The sequence below is a fragment of the Agrobacterium sp. AGB01 genome, assembly GCF_014851585.1.
Taxonomy (GTDB): domain Bacteria; phylum Pseudomonadota; class Alphaproteobacteria; order Rhizobiales; family Rhizobiaceae; genus Agrobacterium.
In genome coordinates this window covers 411,204-436,947 of the sequence record NZ_JACVAB010000001.1, presented here as the reverse complement: position 1 = coordinate 436,947, position 25,744 = coordinate 411,204, and the positions used below count along the sequence as shown (strand labels likewise).

Annotated in this window: 23 protein-coding genes; 5 read left to right on the top strand and 18 right to left on the bottom strand. The window is 54.9% G+C overall.

Features of this window, described 5'->3' with window-relative positions; genetic code table 11:
• Positions 1–76: 76 nt before the first annotated feature.
• Together IB237_RS02045 and glf are read left to right on the top strand one after the other, a co-directional pair.
• Complete coding sequence (locus tag IB237_RS02045; RefSeq protein ID WP_192486941.1) at positions 77–6,622, top strand: hypothetical protein; 6,546 nt, start codon at positions 77–79, stop codon at positions 6,620–6,622.
• Between the two features lie 195 nt (positions 6,623–6,817).
• Positions 6,818–7,999, top strand: coding sequence for a UDP-galactopyranose mutase (gene glf / locus IB237_RS02040; protein WP_192486940.1), 1,182 nt, complete (start codon positions 6,818–6,820; stop codon positions 7,997–7,999).
• A 121-nt stretch (positions 8,000–8,120) separates the two neighbouring features.
• Here glf and IB237_RS02035 read toward each other — a convergent pair whose 3' ends face one another.
• Positions 8,121–10,049 carry a glycosyl transferase gene (locus IB237_RS02035; protein ID WP_192486939.1) on the bottom strand — a complete coding sequence of 643 codons (1,929 nt, stop codon included), beginning with the start codon at positions 10,047–10,049 and terminating at the stop codon, positions 8,121–8,123.
• A gap of 318 nt (positions 10,050–10,367) precedes the next feature.
• Here IB237_RS02035 and IB237_RS02030 point away from each other — a divergent pair, with 318 nt between their 5' ends.
• Together IB237_RS02030 and IB237_RS02025 are read left to right on the top strand one after the other, a co-directional pair.
• Complete coding sequence (locus IB237_RS02030; RefSeq protein ID WP_192486938.1) at positions 10,368–11,279, top strand: flagellin; 912 nt, start codon at positions 10,368–10,370, stop codon at positions 11,277–11,279.
• A 262-nt stretch (positions 11,280–11,541) separates the two neighbouring features.
• Positions 11,542–12,462, top strand: a complete 921-nt coding sequence (locus IB237_RS02025; RefSeq protein WP_192486937.1) for a flagellin — start codon at positions 11,542–11,544, stop codon at positions 12,460–12,462.
• A 93-nt stretch (positions 12,463–12,555) separates the two neighbouring features.
• Here IB237_RS02025 and IB237_RS02020 read toward each other — a convergent pair whose 3' ends face one another.
• The 17 genes from IB237_RS02020 to IB237_RS01940 all read right to left on the bottom strand — a co-directional run bounded on the left by IB237_RS02020 (position 12,556) and on the right by IB237_RS01940 (position 24,690).
• Positions 12,556–13,008: a hypothetical protein gene (locus IB237_RS02020; protein WP_192486936.1), complete on the bottom strand. Its 453-nt coding sequence runs from the start codon at positions 13,006–13,008 to the stop codon at positions 12,556–12,558.
• A gap of 137 nt (positions 13,009–13,145) precedes the next feature.
• Complete coding sequence (locus IB237_RS02015) at positions 13,146–13,826, bottom strand: GntR family transcriptional regulator (RefSeq protein ID WP_192486935.1); 681 nt, start codon at positions 13,824–13,826, stop codon at positions 13,146–13,148.
• A 154-nt stretch (positions 13,827–13,980) separates the two neighbouring features.
• Positions 13,981–14,700, bottom strand: coding sequence for a GntR family transcriptional regulator (locus IB237_RS02010; RefSeq protein WP_192486934.1), 720 nt, complete (start codon positions 14,698–14,700; stop codon positions 13,981–13,983).
• 135 nt (positions 14,701–14,835) lie between these two features.
• Positions 14,836–15,573 carry a flagellar type III secretion system pore protein FliP gene (gene fliP, locus IB237_RS02005; protein ID WP_192486933.1) on the bottom strand — a complete coding sequence of 246 codons (738 nt, stop codon included), beginning with the start codon at positions 15,571–15,573 and terminating at the stop codon, positions 14,836–14,838.
• Entirely contained in the window at positions 15,570–16,073 is a 504-nt protein-coding gene (locus tag IB237_RS02000; protein WP_192486932.1) for a flagellar basal body-associated FliL family protein, read from the bottom strand. Before IB237_RS02000 ends, fliP begins: the two co-directional genes overlap by 4 nt.
• Positions 16,074–16,153: 80 nt before the next feature.
• Positions 16,154–16,870, bottom strand: coding sequence for a flagellar basal body L-ring protein FlgH (gene flgH, locus IB237_RS01995; RefSeq protein ID WP_192486931.1), 717 nt, complete (start codon positions 16,868–16,870; stop codon positions 16,154–16,156).
• Positions 16,867–17,409, bottom strand: a complete 543-nt coding sequence (locus tag IB237_RS01990) for a MotE family protein (protein WP_192486930.1) — start codon at positions 17,407–17,409, stop codon at positions 16,867–16,869. Before IB237_RS01990 ends, flgH begins: the two co-directional genes overlap by 4 nt.
• Positions 17,406–18,485, bottom strand: coding sequence for a flagellar basal body P-ring protein FlgI (locus IB237_RS01985; protein ID WP_246787675.1), 1,080 nt, complete (start codon positions 18,483–18,485; stop codon positions 17,406–17,408). The genes IB237_RS01990 and IB237_RS01985 overlap by 4 nt, the downstream gene beginning before the upstream one ends.
• Before the next feature lie 38 nt (positions 18,486–18,523).
• Positions 18,524–19,009, bottom strand: a complete 486-nt coding sequence (gene flgA / locus IB237_RS01980) for a flagellar basal body P-ring formation chaperone FlgA (protein ID WP_192486928.1) — start codon at positions 19,007–19,009, stop codon at positions 18,524–18,526.
• A gap of 22 nt (positions 19,010–19,031) precedes the next feature.
• A complete protein-coding gene (gene flgG / locus IB237_RS01975; protein WP_192486927.1) occupies positions 19,032–19,820 on the bottom strand; it encodes a flagellar basal-body rod protein FlgG in 789 nt (262 codons plus the stop codon).
• A 21-nt stretch (positions 19,821–19,841) separates the two neighbouring features.
• The gene (locus tag IB237_RS01970) at positions 19,842–20,180 is read right to left on the bottom strand and encodes a flagellar hook-basal body complex protein FliE (RefSeq protein ID WP_192486926.1); all 339 of its coding nucleotides are present in this window, start codon (positions 20,178–20,180) and stop codon (positions 19,842–19,844) included.
• Entirely contained in the window at positions 20,177–20,596 is a 420-nt protein-coding gene (flgC, locus tag IB237_RS01965) for a flagellar basal body rod protein FlgC (RefSeq protein ID WP_192486925.1), read from the bottom strand. The genes IB237_RS01970 and flgC overlap by 4 nt, the downstream gene beginning before the upstream one ends.
• A 5-nt stretch (positions 20,597–20,601) precedes the next feature.
• Entirely contained in the window at positions 20,602–20,994 is a 393-nt protein-coding gene (gene flgB, locus IB237_RS01960) for a flagellar basal body rod protein FlgB (protein ID WP_192486924.1), read from the bottom strand.
• Between the two features lie 187 nt (positions 20,995–21,181).
• Positions 21,182–21,751, bottom strand: a complete 570-nt coding sequence (locus tag IB237_RS01955) for a hypothetical protein (RefSeq protein WP_371815219.1) — start codon at positions 21,749–21,751, stop codon at positions 21,182–21,184.
• 2 nt (positions 21,752–21,753) lie between these two features.
• Entirely contained in the window at positions 21,754–23,160 is a 1,407-nt protein-coding gene (gene fliI / locus IB237_RS01950; protein WP_192487828.1) for a flagellar protein export ATPase FliI, read from the bottom strand.
• 14 nt (positions 23,161–23,174) lie between these two features.
• Positions 23,175–23,909, bottom strand: coding sequence for a flagellar basal-body rod protein FlgF (gene flgF, locus IB237_RS01945; protein WP_192486923.1), 735 nt, complete (start codon positions 23,907–23,909; stop codon positions 23,175–23,177).
• 1 nt (position 23,910) lies between these two features.
• Positions 23,911–24,690, bottom strand: coding sequence for a DUF1217 domain-containing protein (locus IB237_RS01940; RefSeq protein ID WP_192486922.1), 780 nt, complete (start codon positions 24,688–24,690; stop codon positions 23,911–23,913).
• A 179-nt stretch (positions 24,691–24,869) separates the two neighbouring features.
• Between IB237_RS01940 and motA the strand changes: the two genes are divergently transcribed.
• The gene (motA, locus tag IB237_RS01935; protein WP_192486921.1) at positions 24,870–25,742 is read left to right on the top strand and encodes a flagellar motor stator protein MotA; all 873 of its coding nucleotides are present in this window, start codon (positions 24,870–24,872) and stop codon (positions 25,740–25,742) included.
• Positions 25,743–25,744: the final 2 nt, after the last annotated feature.

Here is a 25,744-nt window from a genome sequence, read left to right as displayed (position 1 = left end):
ACTGTTCTGACGTTTTCCTTTCGAAGGCCTGCAAAGCAGCACCTCAAGCGGTGAGATACATCAAAAGGCTTCGTTTATGATTTCGAATATTTCTTCACTGACCGTCAGCCAGATCAAGTTGCTCTCGACTGCCGATATTGCGGCGCTAAAAACAGACGATATTGCCGCCCTGTCGACAACACAGATCAAGGCTCTTTCCTCCACGCAGATTGCTGCGCTGGAGACCGAGGACCTGGCAGCGTTTTCGACGACCCAGGTCAAGGCGATTTCTCCCTCTGCCATTGTTGGTTTGACGCTGGACCAGTTGGCTATCCTGTCGTCAGACAAGATCGAAAGTCTCGTTACTGCACAGGTCGCGGCACTTAATACCCAACAGATCGTCGGGCTGGATTCGATCCAGATCAGCGCCCTGACCTCCACACAGATTTCCGCCTTGACGGCGCTCCAGGTTGCCAGCCTGTCGAGTGAAGATATTGCCACATTCACACCGGCAGAAATTGCCGCTCTCAGCACATCGGCACTTGCCAGCCTTTCAACCGCCAATATTGCTGCCTTGAGCTCCGAGCAGGTTGCTGCCCTCAAGACCAACCAGATTGCGGCGCTCAAGACAACGCAGATTGCCGCCCTGAGTTCAGGCCAGCTTGCAGCCCTTTCAACCACACAGGTCGCCGCATTCGGTTCTGCACAAATCAAGGTTCTTTCCACCGACAATGTGAAGGCTCTTTCCGCCGAGCAGGTTGCGGCGCTGAACGTCAAGACCATTGCGGGCCTGACGACCGACCAGATTGCTGTGTTTTCGACAACGCAGGCAGAGGCGTTGACCTCGGCGCAGGTCGCAGGGCTCAGTTCCGCGCAGATCGCCGCACTGTCCAAGGAAGATTTGGCCACCTTCTCGATGGCCGATATTGCGGCAATCAGCACCGCTGCCATTCTCGGTCTTTCCACGGCAAATATTGCGGCCCTGACAACCGCGCAGCTGGCGGCACTGAAAAAGACACAAGTGACGGCGCTGAGCGCCGCACAGATTGGCGCACTGACCTCAAGCCAGATGTCAGCCCTGTCCTCGACACAGATTGCCGCTCTGACCTCCACGCAGGTTCGCGCGCTGTCGACGGAAAGTGTGGCCGCCCTGTCAACCGACCAGCTAGCCGCGCTCAGCAACAAGGCAACACCTGGCTTTACGACTGACCAGTTGCATGCGCTGTCGACAGCCCAGACGGCTGCCATGACAACGCTGCAGATCGCGGCACTGACAACTGCGCAAGTTGCGGTTCTAAGCTCGGCACAGCTTCATGCATTGACCTCCGCCCAGGTGGCCGCGCTGACCGCTGCACAGGTCAAGGCAATTACCACTGAGAGCCTTTCAGCTTTGTCGACGGACCAGGTCGCTGCACTGGCAACAAAGGCAATCCCTGGCCTGACGTCTTTGCAGATCAAGGCACTGACGACTGCCCAGGTTGAGGCCTTGAATTCGGCGCAGATTGCCGCACTGACCAGCACGCAGACCGTTGCGCTGACGGGCGAATATCTGTCGAAATTCACAACGGCTGAAATTGCAGCTCTCAGTACATCTGCCATCTCGGGTCTTTCGACCGAAGCCTTGGCGTCGTTGAGCACGGCTCATACCGAAGCCTTGAAGACCACGCAGATTGCTGCCCTGAAAACATTGCAGATCGCAGCCCTGACATCACATCAGATCGATGCGCTGTCGACCGCGCAAATTGCAGCATTGAGTTCCGCTCAGGTGCGTGCACTGACGACAGAAAGCATTGCAGCACTGGATGCCGACCAGATCCTTGCTCTGTCTGCCAAGGCTATTGTCGGCCTGTCGACCGCTCAAATCCAGACACTGTCAACGGCTCAGGCTGCGGCGTTGAACTCGACGCAGATTGCCGCGCTGACGGCTGCGCAGGCTGGCGCCCTGACCGGCGAATATCTGGCCACCTTTACAACAGCCGAAATTGCGGCCCTCAGCACAGCCGCAATTGCTGGCCTGTCGACCTTTGCGGTTGCCAGCTTGCGGCAGGAACATCTGAGCGCACTCAAGGCAACGCAGATTGCAGCGCTGACCTCCGGACAGATCACCGCGCTGACATCAGATCAGGTCGAAGCATTTTCGACGACGCAAATTGCCGCTTTGACATCGACACAGAGCAAAGCCTTGTCGACGGAAAGTGTGGCGGCACTGACTGCCGAACAGATTGCCGCGTTGAATGTAAAAGCCATTGCAGGACTGACATCGACACAGATTGCAGCATTGTCGGCCATTCAGGCGGAAGCGCTGACGTCGTCGCAGGTGGCAAGCCTGACCTCCGCGCAGATTGCCGTCCTGCCGGGCGAATATCTGGCGACTTTTACCCCGGCCGAAATCGCCGCCCTGACAACCTCAGCCGTGTCAGGTATTTCCACCGACAGTCTTACCGCACTCAGCTCGGAACAGATCGCCGCCCTCAAGACCAGTCAAGTTGCAGCCCTCAATACAAAACAGATGGCCGCGCTGACCACGGGCCAGCTCGCAGCCCTATCGTCTTCACAGGTCGCGGCCTTCTCCTCGACACAGGTCAAGGCGCTCTCGACAGAGGCCGTCACCACGCTTTCGACGGACCAGATTGCAGCCTTGAGCACCAAGGCACTTCCGGGCCTGAGCTCCGCGCAAATGACCGCGCTGTCGTCCACGCAGCTTTTTGCGCTGGGCTCCGCACAGATCAACGCGCTCGGCTCCGCGCAATTGGCCGCATTGGCAACCGAAAAAATCACGGTTCTGTCGACAGACCAAATTGCTGCACTCCACACCAAAGCCATCTCCGGTTTGAGCTCGCAGCAGATAGCGTCACTGTCCACGGCCCAGGCTGAGGCCCTGACATCGGCGCTTGTTGGCGCCATGACATCGACACAGATCGCCGCTCTTTCAAGTGAAGATCTGGCGACCTTCTCGACGGCTGACATTGCCGCCATCAGCGCATCCGGCCTTGCCGGTCTGTCGTCGGCCAATATGACTGCACTCAGCTCTGAGCAGATTGCAGCACTCAAGACCACACAGATTGCCGCACTTAATTCTGCACAGATTACCGCACTGTCTTCGGAGCAGATTGCCGCTCTCGCCACCACCCAGATCAACGCATTAAGCTCGACCCAGATCGCAAACTGGTCGAACAGCATGATTGCGGCCCTGTCGACCGATCAGATTGCGGCGCTTAACACCAAGACGGTTGCTGGCCTTTCAACGGCACAGATTGATACGCTGTCGACAGCCCAGGTCGAAGCGTTGACGGCGCTTCAGGTGGCAGCTCTTAGCTCGACACAGATTTCGATACTGACCCCTGAGGATCTCGCAACATTCTCGACGGCGGATATTGCTGCTATTACCTCGTCGGCATTGGCCGGCCTGTCGACTGCCAATATTGCAGCCTTGAGTGCCGATCAGGTCGCAGTGTTGACCAGCGCGCAGATTGCAGCGCTTAAAACCAACCAGATTACCGCCCTGACCACCGGGCAGTTCAATTCGCTGTCAACCAGCCAGATATCGGCGCTGACCTCGGCGCAGGTTGCGGTTTTGCCTAACGACCGGATTGTCGCCCTGACAACGCAACAAATCGAGGCACTGAATACCAAGGCGATTGCCGGCCTGACAACGGCTCATATTGCCGCCCTGTCGACCAATCAGGCAGAAGCCCTGACATCTGCGCAGGTTGCAGCCTTGAGCTCGACACAGCTGTCAGTGTTGTCGAAAGAAAAGCTGGCAACATTCTCGACCGAAGATATTGCAGCCATCAATACCGGTGCCATTGCAGGTATTCAGACATCCAACATCGCATCGCTGAGCGACGAACATGTCTCTGCGCTGACCAGCGCACAGATCGCCGCACTGGGTTCAACACAAATTTCTGCCTTGTCGACCGGCCAGCTTTCGGCCCTGACCACGGCACAGATCAACGCGTTGAACTCCACGCAGATCAAGGCACTGTCGACGGATAGCATTGCGGCGCTGACCCCGGACCAGATTGCAGCGTTGAACGCCAAGGCAATTCCAGGCCTCACGACCGGCCAGATTACCGCCTTGTCGAGCGAACAGGCTGAAGCTCTGGTATCTTCACAGGTCGCAGCGCTCGGTTCCGCACAGCTGGCAGCGCTTAGCACGGAAAAGCTGGCAACCTTCTCCACAGAAGATATTGCCGCCATCAATGCGAGTGCCATTGCCGGTCTTTCGACCACCCATATCGCGAAGCTGAGTGGCGATCAGTTGTCGGCTCTGACAAGTGCACAGGTTGGTGCGCTCAGCTCTGCACAGATCACCGCATTGTCCGCAAGTCAGGTCTCTGCCCTGTCGACCGCACAAGTCAACGCACTCGGATCGGCGCAAGTGAAGGTTCTGACCAATGAGAGCATCAGCGCTCTGTCGGCTGACCAGATTGCCGCTTTGAACACCAAAGCGATACCCGGTCTGACAACGGCGCAGATTGCTGCCCTTTCGATCGTTCAGGCCGAAGCGCTGAGCTCTGCGCAGGTGGCAGCACTTGCCTCGACACAACTGGGTGCATTGTCCAAGGAGAAGCTGGCGGTATTTTCGACTGATGACATTGCCGCCATCAACGCCTCCGCTATCCCAGGGCTTTCGACGGCAAATCTTGCGTCATTGTCCAACGACCAGATTGCAGCGCTGATCACCGCACAGGTCGCGGCGATGACCTCGACACAGGTCGGCACCCTGACCACCGGCCAGCTGGCAACCCTGTCTTCGGCACAGATCGGTGCCCTGACCTCGACCCAGATCAAGGCGCTTTCAACCGAAGGCATCTCCGTATTGACGACGGGGCAGATTGCCGCCTTGAATGCGGCGGCCATTCCGGGTCTCACCACAACCCAGATTGCGTCACTGTCTACCGCACAGGCCGAGGCGCTGACCTCGACCGTTGTGGCGGTCTTGAGTTCGGCACAGATCAACTCACTGTCTACGGACGATATCGTCACGTTCTCGACTGCCGATATTGCCTCGATCAGCACAACAGCCCTTCCCGGCCTGTCAACCGCCAATGTCGCGGCTCTCTCAAGCGAACAGATTGCGGCACTGACATCTGCGCAGATCTCAGCCATGAGCTCAGCACAGATTGCTGCGTTGACCAGCAGCCAGATCGGCACATTGTCCTCCGCGCAGCTTGGCGCCTTGAGTTCAACGCAGATTAAGGCACTGTCGACGGCGAATATCGCGACACTGTCGACCGATCAGATTGTGGCTCTGGGCACCGGCGCCATTCCGGGCCTCACCACAGCGCAAATTGCTGCGCTGACAACCGCGCAGGCGGAGGCATTGACCCCGACGCAGGTCGCGGCCATGGGCTTAACGCAGCTTGGCGCCCTATCAAGCGAGGCACTGGCAACCTTCTCGACAGAAGATATTGCAGCGATCAGTGCGTCCGCACTGCCGGGAATTTCAACCGCCAATACGGCGACACTGAAACACGACCAAATCGCGGCATTGACAACCGCACAGATTGCGGCGCTCAGCTCTGCGCAGGTCTCCATCCTCAGCAGTGAGCAAATCGACGCCCTGTCCTCAGCGCAAATCAACGCGTTGACCTCGACGCAGGTCAAGGCGCTGACAAGCGAACATCTGGCAGCCTTCTCGACGGCAGATATTGCGGCGATCAATCCGAATGCCATCGCCGGACTGACCTCTTCCAATATTTCCGCCTTGTCATCCGATCAGGTCTCTGCCCTGTCCTCGTCGCAGATCGCTTCGCTGACCTCCTCGCAGATGGGAGCCATTTCGAAAGAAAAGCTGGCAACATTCTCGACAGCGGATATGGCGGCGATTAGTGCCAGCGCAATTTCCGGTCTTTCCACAGCAACGATTGCCTCGCTGTCCAATGAGCAGGTTGCCTCGCTGAGCACCAGTGCCATTTCCGGCCTGACGTCAGCGCAGATTGTGGCACTCTCCACCGCCCAGATCGATGTGCTGTCGTCGGCGCAGATCTCTGCGCTGACAGCATCGCAAGTTGCCGCTCTGTCCAGCGAAGATCTGGCAGTGCTTTCAACGGGGGACATTGCAGCGATCAGTGCGTCGGCGATCTCCGGCCTGTCGTCGGCGACAATAGCAACGCTGTCGAACGAACATGTTGCGGCCTTGACCACGGCGCAGATGGCGGCATTGAGCTACTTGCAACTGACGTCGGTCACCTCGGCCCAAATCAGCGCATTGAAAACCGGCCAAATTGCGGCGTTGAATGCCATTCAGGTCGCGGCTCTGGGTACGGCGAACATTGCCCAGTTCTCGACCGAGCAGATCATGGCCATCAGCCCCAAGGCGATTATCGGCCTGACGACGGCACAGATCGGCACATTGAACACCGCACAGGTTGAGGCATTGACACCCGAACAAGTGGCTGGATTGAGCGCTGCACAGATTGACGCGCTGAAGACTGCGGATATTGCCACCTTCTCGACTGCTGACATCGCCGCCATCAGCACGGCTGCTTTGGCTGGCCTGTCGGCCGGTGATATTTCCAGCCTGTCGACCGACCAGCTAAAGGCAATCACCACATCGCAGATCGATGCTCTGGATGCCGGACAGATTGCAGCTGTTGTTTCCGCCTATCACGCCATTCAGTACGGCTTCAAAGCCTGACAACAGCATTGAGACCTGAATATTCAAACCCCGCCCACCCGACTAAAGGTGGGCGGGGCTTTGTCATTCAAGACGTGGCCCCGGCTCGCAAGCCTGAGAAAAGCTCGGCATGCCACGTGTAGAGCAGCTAAACGCGATTTTTTCGGCTACCTTGAACGCCGCCGAATGACCTTTTGATACGGACAAGCAGAAACCATGCATGATTTTCAGAATGTCGATCTCATCATTGTCGGTGCCGGATTTTACGGCGCAACAATTGCCGAGAGGGTAAGCAACGAGCTTGGAAAAAACGTTCTGATCATTGACCGCCGAAGCCACATCGGCGGTAACGCCTATAGCGAGTTCGATCAGGAAACCGGTATCGAAGTGCATAAATACGGCGCGCATCTTTTCCATACGCCGAATGCAACCGTCTGGAACTACCTCAACCGTTTCACCTCTTTCACCGATTACCGCCACCGGGTCTATTCCAGTTATAAAGATCAGGTCTATGCAATGCCGATCAACCTCGGCACCATCTGCCAGTTTTTCGGCAAGCGCATGTCGCCGGCGCAAGCCCGGGCACTGGTCAGTTCGCAGGCTGCGGAACTGGGCGACCGCGTTCCTGAAAATCTGGAAGAAAAGGCAATCTCGCTGATTGGCCGTCCGCTCTATGACGCCTTCATCAAGGGTTATACCGCCAAGCAATGGCAGACCAACCCGAGGGATCTGCCAGCCAGCATCATCACCCGCCTGCCGGTCCGCTATAACTTCGACAACCGTTATTTCAACGACCCCTACGAAGGTTTGCCGACAGACGGTTACACCGCGATTTTTGAACGGATGCTTGATAATCCGCGCATCCAGCTTTTGCTGAACACCGACTTTTTTGAAGTGAAGAATTCGCTGCCGGCTGGCGTCCCCATCATCTATACCGGACCGATAGACCGCTACTTCGATTACAGCGAAGGTGAACTTGGCTGGCGGACAATCGACTTCGAACAGGAAACGCTTGCCACCGGTGATTTTCAGGGTACCGCCGTCATGAACTATGCAGACGAAGCCATTCCCTATACCCGCATTCTGGAGTTTCGCCACTTCAATCCGGAGCGGCAATACCAGAATGAAAAAACCGTGATCGTGCGGGAATATTCTCGTTTTGCGCAGCGTCAGGACGAACCCTATTACCCAATCGACACCCGAGGCGATAAGGAACTGTTCCTGCGCTACAAACAGCGTGCAGCAGCTGAGAAGAACATCCATTTCGGTGGACGTCTTGGCACCTATCGTTACCTCGACATGCATCAGGCAATCGGTGCCGCGCTCAAGGCTTATGATACCGTCGTCGTTCCGCATTTCGCATCCGGCAATCCCTTTGAGGCGACGCCGGACGCATGATAATTAAACAAAGGGCCTGTGATTTTCACAGGCCCTTTTTTATGGCAATTTTTCCTGATCTCTGGACATAAAAAAACTGCCGGGAAACCCCGGCAGTTTTTGTTTTCTGTCTCTGTTCCTATCAGATCTCGGCTGGTGGCGCGAAGTTGCCTTCGCGTGCCGGGAATGACGGAACGTCAAAGTGTTCAGGTGCACGACCTGCCTTGGCTTCTTCGACCATCATTTCGTAAGCGCGTTCCAGATGCTGGCAGAAACGCTCGGCATCGAACAACGGTGCTACAAAACGGTTGTCGGTGAGGCGCTGTTTGTACTCAGCAGCCTTCTCGCGGTTTTCGTAGAGAGCAATTGCCTTTTCCAGATATTCGGCATCGTCCTGCGCAACCAGTTCCGGAAGGCCAATTGCATGCAGCAGGCTTTCACTGACGCGCGAGGCAAAGTTGGTGCCGACACGTGTCAAAACCGGCAGGCCAGCCCACAGCTGTTCCGAGGTTGTGGTGTGACCGTTTACCGGGAATGTATCGAGACCGACATCCGCGAGGTTCAGACGGTCAAGGTGCTCTTCGTAGCTTACCTTTGGAGAGAACAGCACGCGCTTGGCACTGATGCCACGGCTGTCCATTTCCTTGAGGATGTTGGTGCGAGCACGTTCATTGTCCACCATTATCCAGAGCAGGCTGTTTTTGCAGCGCTCGAGGATCGTACCCCAGATTTCGATATATTCTGCGGTGATCTTGCGGTTGGCATTGAACGACGCGAAAATGAAGGCATCTTCCGGCAGACCGAAGTCCTTGCGCGTTGCGCCACGCGGCGCAGGGCGATGAACTGGATCGTTCGGCTGATAGGTTTCGGGCAGACGGCAGAATTTTTCGTAAAAGTAAGGCTTGGAATATTCCGGAAGCACAAACCTGTCACCGATGATGTAGTCGATATCCAGATTGATCGATGTACCAGGAAAGCCGAGCCAGGACACATGAACCGGGGCAGTCTCGTGATTCATGATCTGGGTACGGTTACCCTTGGTGTGGCCCTTGAGGTCAACGAGGATATCAATATTATGAGCGCGAATGGTGTTTGCGGCTTCTTCATCCGTCATATCAACGATACGAACCACATTGCCCCACAGACTGCGGTCAAATTTGTTGAAGCCGAGGTGTTCTTCCGGTGTGTAGCAGAACAGGGTGATTTCAAAACGGTCACGGTCGTGACGCTCGAGAACGTTGCCCAACAGCTTCATTGTCGCGTGTGCATCCCACAGGTCGTAGGACAGGTAACCAACGCGGATCTTTTCATTCGACCAGTCGTGTGGCCGCGCACGACGGCGCTCTGGTGTACCCGGCTCGTAAGCGCGGGTTGCCATGGCGGCAATCTGGTTCAACTTTTCATCGCCACACCACATAAGGCTGTAGAACGGGCTGCCCGCACGGATGATATCGAGGTTACCACCGGCAACTTCGGCGTCCAGAATTGGCTGATGCTTGCGCATGGATTCGAATTCGCAGAACTCACGCGAGTGAATGAGATGCAGCAGGCGCACACCCTGATTGTCCGGGAAGAGTTTCAGCGTGCGGCGGATGGTTTTGAAGTTATCTTCATCATGAGGCGCGTCGGCCAGCAGATGCAGCGCAACGGCAAGATGATTTGGTTTTGCGCTTTCGATCAGAGGTTTTCTCAAAGCGCCCAGAATGTCCTTTTGGCCGCGCTTGATAAAGATGGACGCCATGACAAACGCCACGTCGGCATCCTTGTGAGCCTTGTGAAGGAATTTCTTGGCAATAACGAGCGCTTCATCCTCGTTGCCGCATTCGTAATGCAGCATCATGGCATTGTGCAGATGCCTTTCGGCGTCGGTACCGCCAGCATTGCCAGCAAGCGCGAAAGCAGAGGCAGCCTCTTCCTTCATATCAAGCTTCAGGAATGTCCTGCCCAGCAGCGCGTAAGTTCTGGTGTCCTGTCTTGTGTCCAGCAATCCGTTCAGAACATGCAAGGCACCGATGTAGTTGCCTTTCTGGTATTCTTGGTTTGCAGTGAGAAAACTTGAATTGATATTCACGTTCAGGACTCCGATGAAGCGATGCTTCGTAAATAGACGGGCGATTCCTTCCAGTTTCCACCATGAAGCTTGCCTGTGGCGGGTGTGATTAACTGTTTACCCTTTGATAACCATAAAGATTGAGTGACCGGCATTTGACTCAAATTTTAATAACTCAGCAAGTTTTGACTGCCAAATTACTTCCACACACAGCAGGTTTGGTTCTTCTGAGTAAATAGAAAGACCGAGTAGCATGATGTATAACTGCTGTGAACCGGTGAATATTTAAGTCCGGTATGTCCCCCAACTAGTATTTCGTATCAAAGGGACAATTCTACTATGGCAAGCATTCTGACTAACGTTTCCGCAATGTCCGCTCTGCAGACTCTGCGCTCTATCAACAGCAACCTCGAGAACACGCAGAACAACATTTCTACGGGTCAGCGCGTCTCACAGGCTTCCGACAACGCCGCTTACTGGTCGATCGCAACAACCATGCGTTCTGACAACGGTGCTCTTTCTGCCGTTGAGGATGCTATCGGTCTTGGCGCCGCCAAGGTTGATACCGCTTACTCCGGTATGGAATCCGCTATCGAAGTCGTTAAGGAAATCAAGAAGAAGATCGTTACGGCCCAGGAAGGTTCCGTTGACGGCAAGAAGGTTCAGGAAGAAATCGATCAGCTGCAGGATCAGCTGAAGTCGATTGCAGAATCTGCTTCCTTCTCCGGCAAGAACCTGATCGCTGGCGCACGCACTGAATCGGTTGTTTCTGGCTTCGTTCGTGACAGCAGCGGTAACGTAACTGTCAAGAAGACCGACTACGTCATGAAGGACAGCGGCACCGATGCCAACGTTCTGTTCGGCACCAACACTGCCGGCGCTCTGGTCACGACAGCAGGTATTCTCGGCGCAACCAGCGGTTCGCTCGGTATCTCGGTTATCGAACTGGACGTTACCAACACCTCGACTGGTTACCTTGATCAGGCTCTGAGCGCTGTTGAAACTGCTCTGACTGCAATGACAAGTGCCGGTGCTGAACTCGGTTCGATCTCCATGCGTATCGATCTCCAGGAAGACTTCATCTCCAAGCTGAGCGACTCGCTCGAAAGCGGTATCGGCCGTCTGGTTGACGCTGACATGAACGAAGAGTCCACTCGCCTGAAGGCTCTGCAGACGCAGCAGCAGCTGGCCATCCAGTCGCTGTCGATTGCAAACTCGGACTCGCAGAACATTCTGTCGCTGTTCCGTTAATAGAAAAAAAGAGCGGCGTACGAAGGCTGATCGTACTGCAACTCTTGAAAGAAGGCCGCTCCGCAAGGGGCGGCTTTTTTCGTTTTAAACAAATTTTCGCGCAGTTAGGTTTTCTTTAACCATATTGGTGTTTTCTAGCGGCAACGAAACGACAAGTTAACCATATTTATTAATATGTTAGCAAGCATGACGCTGTCTGTCGTTCACCGGTGATACCGGAATGTCCCTTCCTTAAATCAGCCAATTCAAGGGGCAACTTCCAATGACCAGCATTTTGACAAACATCGCAGCCATGTCTGCGCTTCAGACCCTTCGCAACATCAATTCCAACATGGAAACAACCCAGGGCCGCGTTTCGTCCGGCCTGCGCGTTGGTGAAGCATCCGACAACGCTGCTTACTGGTCAATCGCGACCACTATGCGTTCTGACAACATGGCTCTGGACGCCGTTTCCGACGCACTCGGTCTGGGCGCCGCCAAGGTTGACACCGCTTACACCGCGATGGAATCCGCCATCGACGTTGTTAAAGAAATCAAGAAGAAGCTCGTTACTGCGCAGGAAAACTCTGTCGACACCAAGAAGGTGCAGGAAGAGATTGACCAGCTGCAGGACCAGCTGAAGTCGATTGCAGAAGCTGCTTCCTTCAGCGGCGAAAACTGGGTTATTGGCTCCGGCACACAGTCTGTTGTTTCCGGTTTTGTCCGTGACAGCAACAACAACGTTACCGTCAAGCACACAGAATACGTTCTGGACTCCAGCACATCTGGCACTGCAAACGTTCTGTTCGGCACCAACACAGCTGGTGGCATCGTCACTTCTACCGGTATTCTTGGTAACATTGGCACAGTGGGTGCAGGCACTGCGTCCGTCTTCACGCTTGACGTTACCAACACATCGACCGACTACCTGTCTGACGCGCTCACAATGGTTGAAACCGCTCTGAAGCAGATGACAAGTGCTGCTGCTGACCTCGGTTCGATCTCCATGCGTATCGACCTGCAGGAAGAATTCGTTGCCAAGCTCAACGAATCCATCGAAAGCGGTATCGGTCGTCTGGTTGACGCTGACATGAACGAAGAATCCACTCGCCTGAAGGCTCTGCAGACACAGCAGCAGCTCGGCATCCAGTCGCTGTCGATTGCAAACAGCAACTCGGAAAACATTCTTCAGCTCTTCCGTTAATAAACGGAGCAATGCTCAGAAAAAGAAAGCCGCGCCAAAAGCGCGGCTTTTTTCATGGCTTATCCCGCGCGGTAACCGCCTGAAAACATAATGTCATTCAAACTCGGCGGAGTTTACCGTCACAACCCAGTTGAGACTTGCTGGTGATGCGCTTTCGCTGCCGCGCATACGGAATGCACGGCATGCACTGTAACTTTCACCTGCCGCTATTCTGACATTGCTGCTCTGATAACCATCATAGGCGACTGAGGCACGGAATGCCGGCTCAAAGCCTTCAAGCGTATAACCGAGTTTCAGGATGGCGGACGAATTGTCGTTTTTGAACGTGATCCGCAGTGGTAATTTCGGATCGCCACAGGTGGGATCGATTGCCGCCGTCGCGACAATCCTCGTCAGCCGCTCGCTGGCTTTCACAGTTTCCCAATAAATCATTGCCGCACTTGCCACCCAGACGATTACCAAGGCGGTCAGGACAAGTTTCATTCTATGCGGGAATACGAAGGCAAAACCTGCCAACACAATGCTTGCTATGATTCCGACGATCATCTGGTTCTCCTCATCCGTGTGTTAGTGCCACGAACAAGCCGAAAATCATACCTTCTATCTGCCGAGCAAACCGGTTGGGTGGGTTTTTCCCCTCAAAACAATGTTAGACCGTCACGTCATTTGGAGCTTTACAAAAGCTATTGCGCAGGTGCTGCTGCCGTCTCATATCTATCAATCACCGTCAGCAGATCTTCGCGCACCGTCTCGATATGCCCGCGCAGGAAATGTGCCGCTTTGTCAAATTCCCTGCTGCGACAAAGGTTTATCATGTCTCTGTGCTCACGCATGGCGCGGCTCATCGCTTCGGGATTTGACAGCTGCAAGGTGGTATAGCGCTCACTGGTTTGCAGCAGTGAGGTGACGATTTGTCGGCTTTTGGGCAAATTAGAGCGACGGTAAAGTGCCATATGCAGTTGAGCATTCAACTGGCCATATTGTTGCACGTCACCATTGGCAGTTGCCGTCATGAAAGCTCCGTGGATCTTATCGAGAGTGATGAAATCCTGTTGATCCAATTGTGGAGCCGAACTGAGCAACAGCCTAGGTTCCAGCAACGCCCGCAGTTCAAAAACATCATTGATTTCCGCGACGGACAGTTCCGACACCACCGCGCCCTTTTGTGGCACAATACGAACCAATCCTTCTGCTTCGAGTTGAAAAAGCGCCTCACGCACCGGAATTCGGCTTACGCCATAGGCTTCCGCAAGCGCATCCTGCCGTAACTGGCTTCCGGCGGGATATTGCCCTGCCAGAATTCCCTGGCGTATTTTTTCGACAATAGCACCTGAAAGGGTGCGCGGCTTCGGTGATGTCGGCATCAGGGTTGCCCCCTATCAAGTGAATTAAAAAATATTCAGTCTGACAATGCGTAAAACAGAAATCAGTTGCCGCATAAAACGCAACACAACCCAAAAGATGCAAGAGCTCACGCCCAATTGATACAGAAGGCAATCTTTCCACCCTCGTGGAAGGTCAGATACCCTGAATTTCGACCGCGTTATTCATATCACGGGCGACATATTCCTGTATCTGCCGGACGATCTGTGCGGCATGGGCAATCGCCAGTTCATCGGCCTTTTCAACATCACCGGCGGCAATAGCTGCAATCATTTCTTCGTGCTCATCAACATATTGGCGCGGCAAGCGGTCATCAAATGTCGAATAATAAAGCCGCAGGATACGCCGCCCCTCGTCCAACAGCCTGGCAAAAAACGCGGTGTAGTAGGCGTTACCGCCGAGCGCTGCAATTGCCACGTGGAATTCACGGTTTGCCTCGATCATCGCGTAGGCATTTCTGGCTTCTACGGCTTCGGCAAACTGTTTCTGGTAATCCAGAATGGTCTTCATGCCTTCAGCATTGGGATGTTTTGCTGCCTGCCGGGTGGTGACGCGGTACATCAAGGTCAGCGCATCGAAGTAAGTCGGCAGGGATGCGAAATCAATCGTTGACACAATGGTGTTGCGGTTGGGAAGCGTGGTCACCAGACCATCAGCCGCCAGGCGCAACAAGGCTTCGCGCACCGGTGTACGTGACATGCCAAAACGTTCGGACAGACGAACCTCATCCAGCGGGCTACCTGGTGGCAGGGCCATGGAGAGAATTTCATTGCGCAACGTGCTGTAAACCGTCTGCGTGCCTGAACCTCTCACCTTTGCTGTATCGGCTTGCTCTTCAAGGTCTTTGGGCTGCATCGCAATCAAACTCGCCGTTTGCTGGTTGTCCGGGTAATGACTTCATCAAAATATGCTGTTCGATGCCGCTTGGCAGCATCAATCCAGATGTGTTTCCACTTAGACCAGATTGTTACAGCTTTTTCTGGAACGTTTTCAAGAAAACGATCGTATCAGACTGCCGACAAGCAGGTTCCAGCCATCAATCAGAACGAAAAATAATATCTTGAATGGCAGGGAGATCGATGTCGGCGGCAACATCATCATACCCATGGCCATGGTAATCGTCGCCACGATAATATCGATCACCAGAAATGGCACGATAATCAGGAAGCCGATTTCAAAACCGCGTCTGATTTCCGAAAGCATGAAGGCAGGCACCAGAACCCGGTAATCGATCAGGTTTTCGGCCATGACTTCCTGCCCGCGCTCACGGGCGATATCCACGAACAGTTTCAAATCCTTGTCGCGGGTATTGGCTGTCATGAAAGTGCGGAAGGGTTCGGCAATCTTCACCACAGCTTCCTGTTCAGTCAGCTGGTTTTGCAGCAATGGCTGCACGCCTTCTGTCCACGCACGATCAAAGGTCGGCGACATGACGTAGAACGTCATGAACATCGCCATGCTGACAAGGATCATGTTGGAAGGTGTTGTTGCCAATCCCATGCCGGAACGCAGGATGGAGAACGCGATCACGAAGCGCGGAAAGCTCGTGACCATGATCAGGATGCCCGGTGCGACGGACAGAACCGTCAACAGGCCAAATGTTCTGATGATCCATGCTGCGACGGAACCGTCAATCTGCATATTCAGCAAATCAGTCGGCAATTGCTGGGCGTTAGCAAGGCCCGGCAAAACCAAGAGGACAGCAATGGTCAAAAAAAATCGAATCATTCGATCACAAAGGTTCGGAACATAACCTTCGATACTCGCCCTTCCGAACGCAGGTCAACACGTTCCTGTACGTCATCCCGTAGATATTGAAAGCCACGCGGCCCTTCAAGCTGCTGCAGTGAAACGGTGCGCAGATACGCCATCAGATCCTGATGGATATCTTCAGCCATTTTCACGTCCGGTTCGCCGTTGAACATCAGCGCGACTTCAAGCCGGATCCAGTTGGTCGAAGGATAGGCAAGATTTGCCGTGACCGGGTCAAGCTGCAGAATACCGTTTACCTTGGGATCGACCTTGGGAAGTCCGGCGTTTTCTTTGTCGCCTCCATGGGCCGCGGCCGCAGCATGTTCTTCCACGACCTTGCCGATTTTCGGCGCGATAAAGCCACCCAGAAACCAGCCACCACCGGCGCCAACCAGCGTCAGGATTGCAACGCTTGCTATCGTCATGACAAGAGGCGACTTCTTGGGTTTTTCCTCGCCGGTCTGTGCGTTATCCATGACCTTGTTTTACTCCGGACTTCTGTTTGCTTTGAGCAATAACCGGCACCGCCTGAAGGCCATGCCGGTTTAGGACTGCATCAGATTGGCGAGAACAGATCGACGATCTGCTGGCCGACCGGTGGCTGCTGTACTTCCGTCAGACGGCCACGGCCACCGTAGGAGATACGCGCTTCGGCAATGCGCTCATACGAGATCATGTTGTCTGCATCCACATCCTGCGGCCGCACGATACCAGCGACGTTGAGGATACGGATTTCATGGTTCACGCGGACTTCCTGCGAACCGCTGATGATGAGGTTACCGTTTTCGAGAATACCAGTAACCACGGCAGCAACGAGCAGTGTCAGCTTTTCAGAGCGCTTGGTCTTGCCCTTGCTCTGGGTGTCGGTATCGGAACCGTATTTGATGCTGGAGTCCGCGTTCGGCGTCCATCCAAGGATTTCTGCCTGTGCCTTCCAGTTCAGACCGCTGGCATTGGTGCGGTTACGTTCGGTTTCGTTATCGAAATCAGCCTTGTCGTTGATCTGGATATTGACCGTGAGAATGTCACCGATGTTCAGCGCGCGCAGGTCCTTAAACAACGCACCCTGGGAATCGCTCCAGAGGGAGTAACCGCTGGCCATATGCTTCGGCTGCTTGGGATACATACCCATCTGCGGCGTCTGGCTGAATTGCAGGCCCGTGCCAATCGGGCTCATGGCCGGCGCATTGCCAATTTCCTTCAGCGTCTGGCTGTTCTGGCAGCTCGCGAGCAAAATCAGTGGCAAGATCAGGGCCGGAATACGCATTGTCATGACGGATCCTTCGAGGTGTTCGGATCGGTTGCGCTTGACATGATCCCCGCGACGATCGCGGCTTTCTGCGCATCCATTTCACTTAAAATCAGGCCGGACTGACGTGCCGGCAATTGCATGATGATGGCGGCCGCGATTTCGACATGCATTTCGGCAAGCTGAGGAGCAGCGGCATCCGCCTTCATCGTTTTGTAGATATCGACCAGATTGGCCTTTGCCTGGGCCAGGAAGTGGTTACGGCGCGCCAGCCAGTCCTCATATTCCGTCTTGCGGTTTTCGAGGGTGGCGATGCGTTCATTGACTTCCGCCTGCAGCTTTTCCAGTTCCTGCTTCTGCAACAGGTAACGCTGGTCGCGGGCTGCATCGGCAATGTTCGTGCAGAATTTCTGGATTTCTTCCTGCGTGCTCATTTCCGTCAGGATGGCCTGCTGGCTTTCGGCATTAGCGACCGGAACGAGCAGGATAAGACCGGCGACGGCGGCAAAGCGGCCAAGGGTCTCGAACAGGGAGCGTTTTGGCGTTTCAGATAATATCGTCATTGCAGAACAAGCTCCGCCTGGAGAGCACCAGCCGATTTGATACCTTGCAGGATGGCAATGATACCGTCGGCTTTCAGCCCGATATTGTTGAGACCGGACACCAGCGTGCGCAAATCTGGACCTTCAATGATGGCCACCTGTCCACCTTCCTGCATCGCCATGATGTCGGTCTGGGGCTGGACAGCGGTTTCACCTCGTGAAAACGGCGCTGGCTGAATGATCTGCGGTGTTTCGGTGACCTGAACCGTCAGCGTGCCGTAGCTGACCGCCACTGGCGAGATGCGAACATCCGCGCCGATGACGATGGTGCCGGTCCGCTCGTTGATCACGACCTTTGCAGGTGTATCGGTTTCGACTAGCAGGTTCTCAATTTCGGCCATCAGCCGTGTGAGGTCCGCCTCACGCGGCTTCTGCACGATGATTTCCTGAGAATCACGCGGCTCTGCCACCGTGCCACCGTAACGGGTGCGGGCAAAAGCGTTGACGACATCGGCTACACGAACCGCGGTCGAGAAGTCAGGATTGCGTAGCTGCAGAACAAGGTTGACGCCATCCTTGAACTTGGATGGCAGTTCGCGCTCGATGATTGCGCCATTGGGGACCCGCGCAGCGGTGGTTACACCCTGCGTCAGGGTTGCCGCGTCACCTTGCGCGGAAAAGCCGTTGACGATGACAGCACCCTGCGCCACCGCGTAAATCTGGCCATCGGCACCGGAGAGCGAGGTCATGATCAGCGTACCGCCGCGCAGCGACGTGGAATCACCCAGCGAGCTGACCGTGACATCAACGCGGCTGCCGGGGCTGGCGAAGGGTGGCAGGTTGGCAGTGACCATGACGGCAGCAATGTTCTTTGCATTTGCCTGGCCACCTTGTGTGGTGATGCCGAGGTTCTGCAACATGGCGCGCATGGACTGTTCGGTGAACGGCGACGAACGCAGACTGTCACCCGTTCCCTGAAGACCAACCACAAGACCGTAACCAATCAACTGGTTGTCACGACCCGACTGCAAGGACGCGATATCCTTGATGCGCGATGTATTGGCATGGGCCGGCACGGTGGCAAGCACCTGCGTCATCAAAGCCAGAAAAAGTATCGCAATCGACTGCAAGGCTTTCATTTCGCCATCACCTGAATAGAGCCGTCCCGCATGACCGTGCCGTTGACGATCACGCCGGAATCAATGTTACGCACACGCACCACGTCGCCCACACCACCGTCCTGCATGGGAGTACCCGCTGCAGAGATCGTCATATGTCCGATTGTAAAGGTCAGACGGACGCTTGCACCGCGGGTCACCGCATAGGGGATACGCAACGCGGCAACCGGAATGGTGCGGCCTGGAAGCAGTGTCTGCTTGGAGATCAGGCCTTCGATCTGGCCGACTTCACTGGCATAACCGTTCGAAATATTGGGGTTGGTGACTTCAACCTCTTTCAAGGCATCGGCAGAAATCACCTCACCGGGATAGATGATGCGCGTCGGCACCAGCGCAACTGGTGCCTGAGCAACGGAGGATGTGGCGACCACGGACAAGACGGACGCGATGCATAACCGGACAAGTCCGTTATTAAATCTGCTGTTTTTCCGGCTAAACCTCATGTTCGCCCATCCTTTCCCGTTTTTACTTCAGGTTCTTACTGACCACCGAGGCCATTTCGTCTGCGGTGGTGATAACCTTGGAGTTCATTTCGTAGGCACGCTGAGCCGTGATCAGGTCAGTGATTTCCTTGACCGGATCGACGTTGGAACCTTCGAGGTAGTTCTGCTTGATGTAGCCGTAGCCTGGATCTTCCGGCACGCCGACGATCGCATCACCGGATGCCGGTGTCTGAGCAAACAGGTTGTCGCCGAGCGGCTTCAGACCGGCTTCATTGACGAAGTTCGCAATCTGTAGCTGGCCAACTTCGGTGAATTCGGTGGCGTTACCCAGGCGAACCGTAACCTGACCGGTACGGCTGATCACGGTTTCCGTTGCATCGATCGGAATGATGATGTTCGGGATAACGTTGTAACCATCAATGGTAACGAGCTGGCCGTCAGCGTTCTTGTTGAAGGCGCCAGCGCGTGAATACAGCGTCGAACCGTCAGCAGCTTCAATCTGAAACCAGCCGCGACCAACCAGAGCCACATCGAGATCGTTACCTGTTTCGATGAAGTTACCCTGTGTGTGAATGTTACGAACCGCGGAGGTCTGTACACCGAGACCGATGTTGGCGCCTTCAGGCACGATAGCCTGGTTGGCACGGTTGGCCACACCCTGCGCACGCTCTGTCTGGTAGAGAAGATCGGTAAACTCGGCGCGGGCGCGCTTGTAACCGGTCGTGTTGATGTTGGCGATGTTGTTCGCGATAACTTCAAGGTTTGTCTGCTGCGCATCCATACCGGTCGCGGCGATAGCAAGTGCTCTCATGTCTACGTGTCCTTAATGGTGCTAAATCTGCATCTTCGATACTTCGAGATATGCGCTGACGATCTTGTCACGCAGCGCAATGGCAGTCTGGAGGGACTGCTCGGCACTCAAAACCGCATCGACGACTTCACGTGTGTTGGCTTTGCCCTGAATACCTTCAAAAGAGGCCACTTCGGCCTTCTTGAGGTTGTTCATCGCGTCGACAGACATGTTGCCCAGCACGCTGGCAAAGCTCATGCTGGTCTGTTCGCCAGGGGTCTTTTCACGCGTTGCACCGGTCAGATCGGTCGAGACGGACGAAATACCGTCAAGATCACGCGTCAGCGAAAGAGAGCTTAATTGATTAATTTTATCGATCATTGCGAAGCTTTCAGAAGGTCAATCGTCGCGCTGACGAGTTCACGCGTTTGTTTGATCATTTGCAGGTTGGCGTCATAGCTGCGGTTTGCTTCGCGCATGTCGGCCATTTCGATGAGGATGTTGACGTTTGGCATTTTGACGATGCCGTTGGCGTCTGCCGCAGGGCTGCCGGGATCGTATTCCTCGATGTACTTGCCACGATCCTCGCCGAGCTTCTTCACGGTAACGCGTTCAACGCCCGAAGCGCGGTCCAGCTCGGTCCCGAATGTCACCGTCTTGCGGCGATAAGGGTCAGCACCCGGAGTGTCGCCGGTCGAACGCGCGTTGGCGATGTTTTCCGAAACGATACGCAGGCGGGTGGACTGAACTTCCAGACCGCTTCCTGCGATCTTGCTGGCAGCGCTTAAAGGATCCATGTTCTTTACCTCTTCACAGTCATCAGCATCATGCGATGGAACGTCTTCACCAGATTGGCGTTGAGTTCGTACTGGCGCTTGATTTCACCGGTTTTCGTCATTTCTTCCGCAAGAGCGATCGTGTTTCCGGACTCTTGAACGCCGATTTCGTTGTTCACCTTGGAATTGCGAACCTCGATATTGTCGCTCAGCGTACTTGAGCCGAAGTGCGCAGCATGCGTCTTGGCCATTCCCATTGTGGTTCCGGTCGACTGCATGACTGCTTCGAAAGGACTGACGTCCTTGCCTTGGTATTTAGGAGTGTTGGCATTGGCGATGTTGGTCGCCACGACCTCCTGACGAATGCTGAGCCATTCCGCTTGACGGGATGCCAGATCGAACAGTTGAATCGGTTCCATAGATTTCTCCATATTTTATGGTCAAAACCTATGCTGCTAATCTTGCGTCAGACTTACGGGAAATCCGTTGCGACAGCGGTTATGGCAAATCTCACGCCTTTGCGATTGGGGTTGCCAAAACACAACAGGCGCAGCTTGTCAGCCGCGCCTGTATCCGTTGGAGATTATAGGGTCTCCAGAATTGTGATCAGTGACTTTCGTTCTCGTATATCTCGCCATTCGAGGTCACGATGACCCAGCGGCCGTCCCGCTGCTCGATCTTTGCCAGCTTGGTATTGTCGGGCAGGACAGAACCAACCTTGACCATGTACATGCCAGCACTATCTTCGATAAGCGCACGACCGTTAGCAACGTGTAGCAGGCGGTAGTTGGAACCGTGGCCAGGGAACGGTTGCTCCTCACGTGCTGCGATGTTGTTCTGCCGCTCCTTGCCGGAATCCGACACTGTCGCCGTGGTCAGTGGATCAAACGGCAACGGTGGAATATCCGGACGGTCATCCTTGTTGCGGTTGACCATGGCCAATGGCGAAACGCTGAAAACTTCTTTTGGACCGGTGTGAGGAAGGTCACGGGTCATGTCGAAGTTCGGCGTCGTGACGCCAAATTTGTCTTCATTGAAAAAAACGTACCATGGGAAAAACGCAGCGGCCGCGGCAAGCGTCACACCACAGGTCGCCAGAATGCGATCGGTGCTGGTAATCGATGCCTTTACCTTCTTGTCCATCTCGATACGTTCTTCTTGTTGCTTGTCGAGCATGGTTATCCTCTTGGTCTTTGATTATTTGCCTGCTGCGGCGCATTGCCGGTAATTGCGTTGCGCAAGGCAATCGCAAGGTCGGCATAGGCATCTGCGGCTGGCGGTTCTGACGGCGTCTGTTTCAAAACATCGTAAATGATCGGCACCTGCTTGATCGCCATATCGAGATCAGGGTCCGTGCCGGGTCGATAGCCACCGATCAATCTCAAATCGCGGGTTTCCTCGAAGCGGTGCACCAGTGCTTTGAGGCGTGAAACCAGCGTTTCCTGGTCTGGTGTCCATGCCTTTTTGGCAAGACGCGAAATCGAAGCCAGCGGGTTGATTGGCGGGTAGCGGCCTTCTTCGGCCAGACTGCGCTCCAGCACGATATGTCCGTCAAGAATACCGCGGGTCGAGTCGGCAATCGGGTCGTTATGGTTGTCACCATCGACCAGAATAGAAATGATTGCGGTGATGGTACCGGTGCCTTCGACGCCCGGCCCTGCCCGCTCCAGCAATTTCGGAAGTTCGGTGAAAACAGACGCGGGATAACCACGTGCCACCGGCAATTCACCCGAAGCAACCGCGACTTCACGGATGGCATGGGCAAAACGGGTCACACTGTCGATGATCAAGAGCACGTTATCACCCTGATCGCGGAAATGTTCGGCAATGGTCACGGCAGACAGCGGTGCCATCTTGCGCAACATCGGGCTTTCGTCACTGGTCGCAACGACGGCGATCGACTTGGCCATGTTCTCGCCAAGTGTATCTTCAATGAATTCTCGCACTTCGCGTCCGCGCTCGCCGACGAGCGCAATCACAACCTTGTCAAAGGCATCGGCTTTCGCCAGCATCGACAGCAGGGTGGACTTACCGACACCGGAGCCCGCGAAAATGCCAAGGCGCTGACCAAGACACAGCGGTGAGAAAATATCGATGGCGCGCACACCGGTCTTGAAGGCTTTTTCCACACGGCTACGGGTCATCGACGGCGGGGCGGTGTTGGAAATAGAACGCCGATCCGTGCCTGATGACAATGGACCCAATCCATCGATCGGGTCGCCCAGAGCATTGATCGTACGGCCGCACCAGCTGTTCTCGGGCGCCACGCGGAATGCCCCCTTGTAGATGACCGTATCGTCAATGCCGATCGGTTCACCCGGTTCGATGGGGCACACAAAGATCAGATCGGACTCAACGCGAACGACCTCACCGAGATGAATGCCGGTTTCGCTGCGATGGGCGACGAATTCCCCCAAACGCACGTGCCGGGACAACCCGGACACCGTGTAATGGCCAGCCGCAATAGCCGTCACCCGCCCACCATGTGCAACGGCAACTTCGGGGTCGGCATAACGTTCCACCAGGCTGGCAAGTTGTGCCAGCTTGGAGGTCGACGGTTTGGAAGGGGAACCTGCGTCAGCCATCATGGCCTTGATCCTTAACGGCTACCGCCGAGTGTCTTGATTGCTTCACCGAATGTGGATTCGGTTTCGCGCATTACGGAGGAGATGCTGTCGAAGGCCCGATTGACCTGAATGAGCTGCATCATTTCAGAGATACCGTTGACGTTCGATTGCTCGGTGTAACCCTGCATGATGCCGGCATCACTGCGGTTCACAACCGGCTGCGGCGCGGCCACGGTGGTGATACCACTGTTGTCATGGCGCAGATAACCTTGCGAGATATCAGCGGTGTAAAGGCCCATCAGAGCAATCTGGCGGTCATCCTGAACAATCGCACCGTCGGCGCCGATCTTGATCTCACCACCAGCGCGGTTGAGTTCGATCTGGCCACCGCCGGCATCCAATACAGGGTATCCATTCGTCGACACCAGAATACCATCTTCACGGATGGTCAGACGACCGTCACGGGTCAGAACCTGACCATTCGGCGTGTCGATTGAAAGCCAAGCATCGCCCTTTACGGCCACATCAAGCGGGTTGCCGGTTCTGTCGAGTGAACCACTGCGTGTGGAAAGGTAATCGTTACCTTGCGACACGAAGGCAACTTTTGCATTCATGTCGTTGCGGGTCTTGCTCAGCACCTCGTCAAACTTGACTTCCGTTGCGCGGTAGCCAGCGGTGTTGATGTTCGCCATGTTGTCAGCGATGGTGGTGATACGACGCTCAAGCGCCATCTGTGACGACAGGGCCACATACAGTCCGGACTGCATATCATTTGCCTCCGAGTTTCAGGGTGTTGATTGAAAGAAGAAGGTCGGAAGAAATTCCAAAACCGGCGGACGAACCAAGAATGGTCGTTGAGGTATTGACCTGTGAGGGGTTTTCCATCTCCCACATGATCGTGAAACGCTCGAGCAGCTTGCCGACTTTGACCGGATCCTGCAGATCCTCCATCTTGATGGCTTTTTCGACCAGCGCTGCCTGCTTGTCGATGTCGGTGCCGGCAAATTCTGCCGGAAGTTGGAATGTGGTGCGGAAAACCTGCGACATCGCGTCGTCGGCAATAATGCCCATGCCTGACGTGATGGATGGTGCCATGCGTTCGAAATAGAGCGCCAGACGCACACCGGTATTGTCGGAGCCGGCTTCTTGCTCAAGCGTCTGACGGGTGTATTGAGCAACAACATCCTTTTGCGCGCGGTCGAAAGACGTCGCAGCTTCACCGTAAGCGGCAAAGTTCAAAGAGGTTGCCAGTTCCTTATAGCGGGTATCCGACAGCTTGTTGGCAAAGGCGTCATCCTTGGTGACACCTTCCGTCAACACCTTGCGAATAAAGGCTTTCGCGTAAGCCATGTCTTCAAGGCCGTGCGCTTTCAGCGCGTAATTATAAAGCCTTGAATCTTCCATGAAAGCGTCGATGGATTTGATCGAGCCGATCTTGGAAAGGTAATATTCCGTCTCCCGCGCAACATCCGGTTGCTTCGATATACGATCAAGAGACTTGCCGATATCCTGGCTGATAAGCCGATAACTGGTATAGGTCGTTGTCACGCTATGTCCGCCGTTGCCGAATCCTGTTGCGCACGGATGTGCCTCGACAGGATGATGACGGTCATTGCTTGCGCGAAACTGTTTGTTCTGAATGTATTTTCCGCGGCTATCCTACAGGTTCACGCAAGCCACATTTTCTACAACTCCGCCACGAGACAACGGTCAGGTGCGAGTGTTCAATGAATATCATTATCGGGTTAATCATCACCTTCGGCTGCGTTATTGGCGGCTACATGGCTATGGGCGGCCACTTGGACGTTCTCGTTCAGCCGTTTGAGCTTGTCATCATCGGGGGTGCCGGTCTCGGTGGCTTCATCATGGCTAACCCCATGAAGGTGGTAAAAGATTCAGGCAAGGCGCTGGGTGAAGCCTTCAAACATTCCGTTCCAAAGGAGCGCGATTACCTCGATGTTCTCGGCGTTCTTTACTCTCTGATGCGCGACCTGCGCACGAAGTCCAGAAACGAAATCGAAGCGCATATCGACAACCCGGCTGAATCGAGCATTTTCCAGACAGCTCCTTCCGTTCTGAAGAACAAGGAACTGACTGCATTCATCTGTGATTACGTCCGCCTCATCATCATCGGCAATGCCCGCTCACACGAGATCGAGGCGCTGATGGATGAAGAAATCGACACCATTCTTCACGACAAGCTGAAGCCTTATCACTCGATCACGGCGATGGGCGATTCATTCCCTGCTATTGGTATCGTTGCCGCGGTTCTCGGCGTTATCAAGGCGATGGGCAAGATCAACGAGTCACCTGCGGTTCTCGGTGGACTTATCGGTGCGGCGCTCGTGGGCACCATGCTCGGGATCATCCTGTCTTACTCGATTGCCAACCCGCTTGCAGCGCAGGTCAAGATCGTTCGTACCAAGCAGCACCGTCTCTATATCATCGTCAAGCAGACCCTGATTGCCTACATGAATGGTTCGGTGCCGCAGGTTGCTCTCGAATATGGCCGTAAGACCATTTCCAACTACGAGCGCCCGTCGATCGACGCCGTGGAGCAGGAAATGATGAACCCTGGCGGCGAAAACAAGGCGGCTTGATA

What these genes read in the sequence shown, in the direction of transcription:
- IB237_RS02045 (WP_192486941.1), top strand. Translation starts at nt 77, where the DNA reads ATGATTTCGAATATTTCTTCACTGACCGTCAGCCAGATCAAGTTGCTC.
- glf (WP_192486940.1), top strand. Translation starts at nt 6,818, where the DNA reads ATGCATGATTTTCAGAATGTCGATCTCATCATTGTCGGTGCCGGATTT.
- IB237_RS02030 (WP_192486938.1), top strand. Translation starts at nt 10,368, where the DNA reads ATGGCAAGCATTCTGACTAACGTTTCCGCAATGTCCGCTCTGCAGACT.
- IB237_RS02025 (WP_192486937.1), top strand. Translation starts at nt 11,542, where the DNA reads ATGACCAGCATTTTGACAAACATCGCAGCCATGTCTGCGCTTCAGACC.
- IB237_RS02020 (WP_192486936.1), bottom strand. Translation starts at nt 13,008, where the DNA reads ATGATCGTCGGAATCATAGCAAGCATTGTGTTGGCAGGTTTTGCCTTC.
- IB237_RS02015 (WP_192486935.1), bottom strand. Translation starts at nt 13,826, where the DNA reads ATGCCGACATCACCGAAGCCGCGCACCCTTTCAGGTGCTATTGTCGAA.
- IB237_RS02010 (WP_192486934.1), bottom strand. Translation starts at nt 14,700, where the DNA reads ATGCAGCCCAAAGACCTTGAAGAGCAAGCCGATACAGCAAAGGTGAGA.
- fliP (WP_192486933.1), bottom strand. Translation starts at nt 15,573, where the DNA reads ATGATTCGATTTTTTTTGACCATTGCTGTCCTCTTGGTTTTGCCGGGC.
- IB237_RS02000 (WP_192486932.1), bottom strand. Translation starts at nt 16,073, where the DNA reads ATGGATAACGCACAGACCGGCGAGGAAAAACCCAAGAAGTCGCCTCTT.
- flgH (WP_192486931.1), bottom strand. Translation starts at nt 16,870, where the DNA reads ATGACAATGCGTATTCCGGCCCTGATCTTGCCACTGATTTTGCTCGCG.
- IB237_RS01990 (WP_192486930.1), bottom strand. Translation starts at nt 17,409, where the DNA reads ATGACGATATTATCTGAAACGCCAAAACGCTCCCTGTTCGAGACCCTT.
- IB237_RS01985 (WP_246787675.1), bottom strand. Translation starts at nt 18,485, where the DNA reads ATGACGCAGGTGCTTGCCACCGTGCCGGCCCATGCCAATACATCGCGC.
- flgA (WP_192486928.1), bottom strand. Translation starts at nt 19,009, where the DNA reads ATGAGGTTTAGCCGGAAAAACAGCAGATTTAATAACGGACTTGTCCGG.
- flgG (WP_192486927.1), bottom strand. Translation starts at nt 19,820, where the DNA reads ATGAGAGCACTTGCTATCGCCGCGACCGGTATGGATGCGCAGCAGACA.
- IB237_RS01970 (WP_192486926.1), bottom strand. Translation starts at nt 20,180, where the DNA reads ATGATCGATAAAATTAATCAATTAAGCTCTCTTTCGCTGACGCGTGAT.
- flgC (WP_192486925.1), bottom strand. Translation starts at nt 20,596, where the DNA reads ATGGATCCTTTAAGCGCTGCCAGCAAGATCGCAGGAAGCGGTCTGGAA.
- flgB (WP_192486924.1), bottom strand. Translation starts at nt 20,994, where the DNA reads ATGGAACCGATTCAACTGTTCGATCTGGCATCCCGTCAAGCGGAATGG.
- IB237_RS01955 (WP_371815219.1), bottom strand. Translation starts at nt 21,751, where the DNA reads ATGCTCGACAAGCAACAAGAAGAACGTATCGAGATGGACAAGAAGGTA.
- fliI (WP_192487828.1), bottom strand. Translation starts at nt 23,160, where the DNA reads ATGGCTGACGCAGGTTCCCCTTCCAAACCGTCGACCTCCAAGCTGGCA.
- flgF (WP_192486923.1), bottom strand. Translation starts at nt 23,909, where the DNA reads ATGCAGTCCGGACTGTATGTGGCCCTGTCGTCACAGATGGCGCTTGAG.
- motA (WP_192486921.1), top strand. Translation starts at nt 24,870, where the DNA reads ATGAATATCATTATCGGGTTAATCATCACCTTCGGCTGCGTTATTGGC.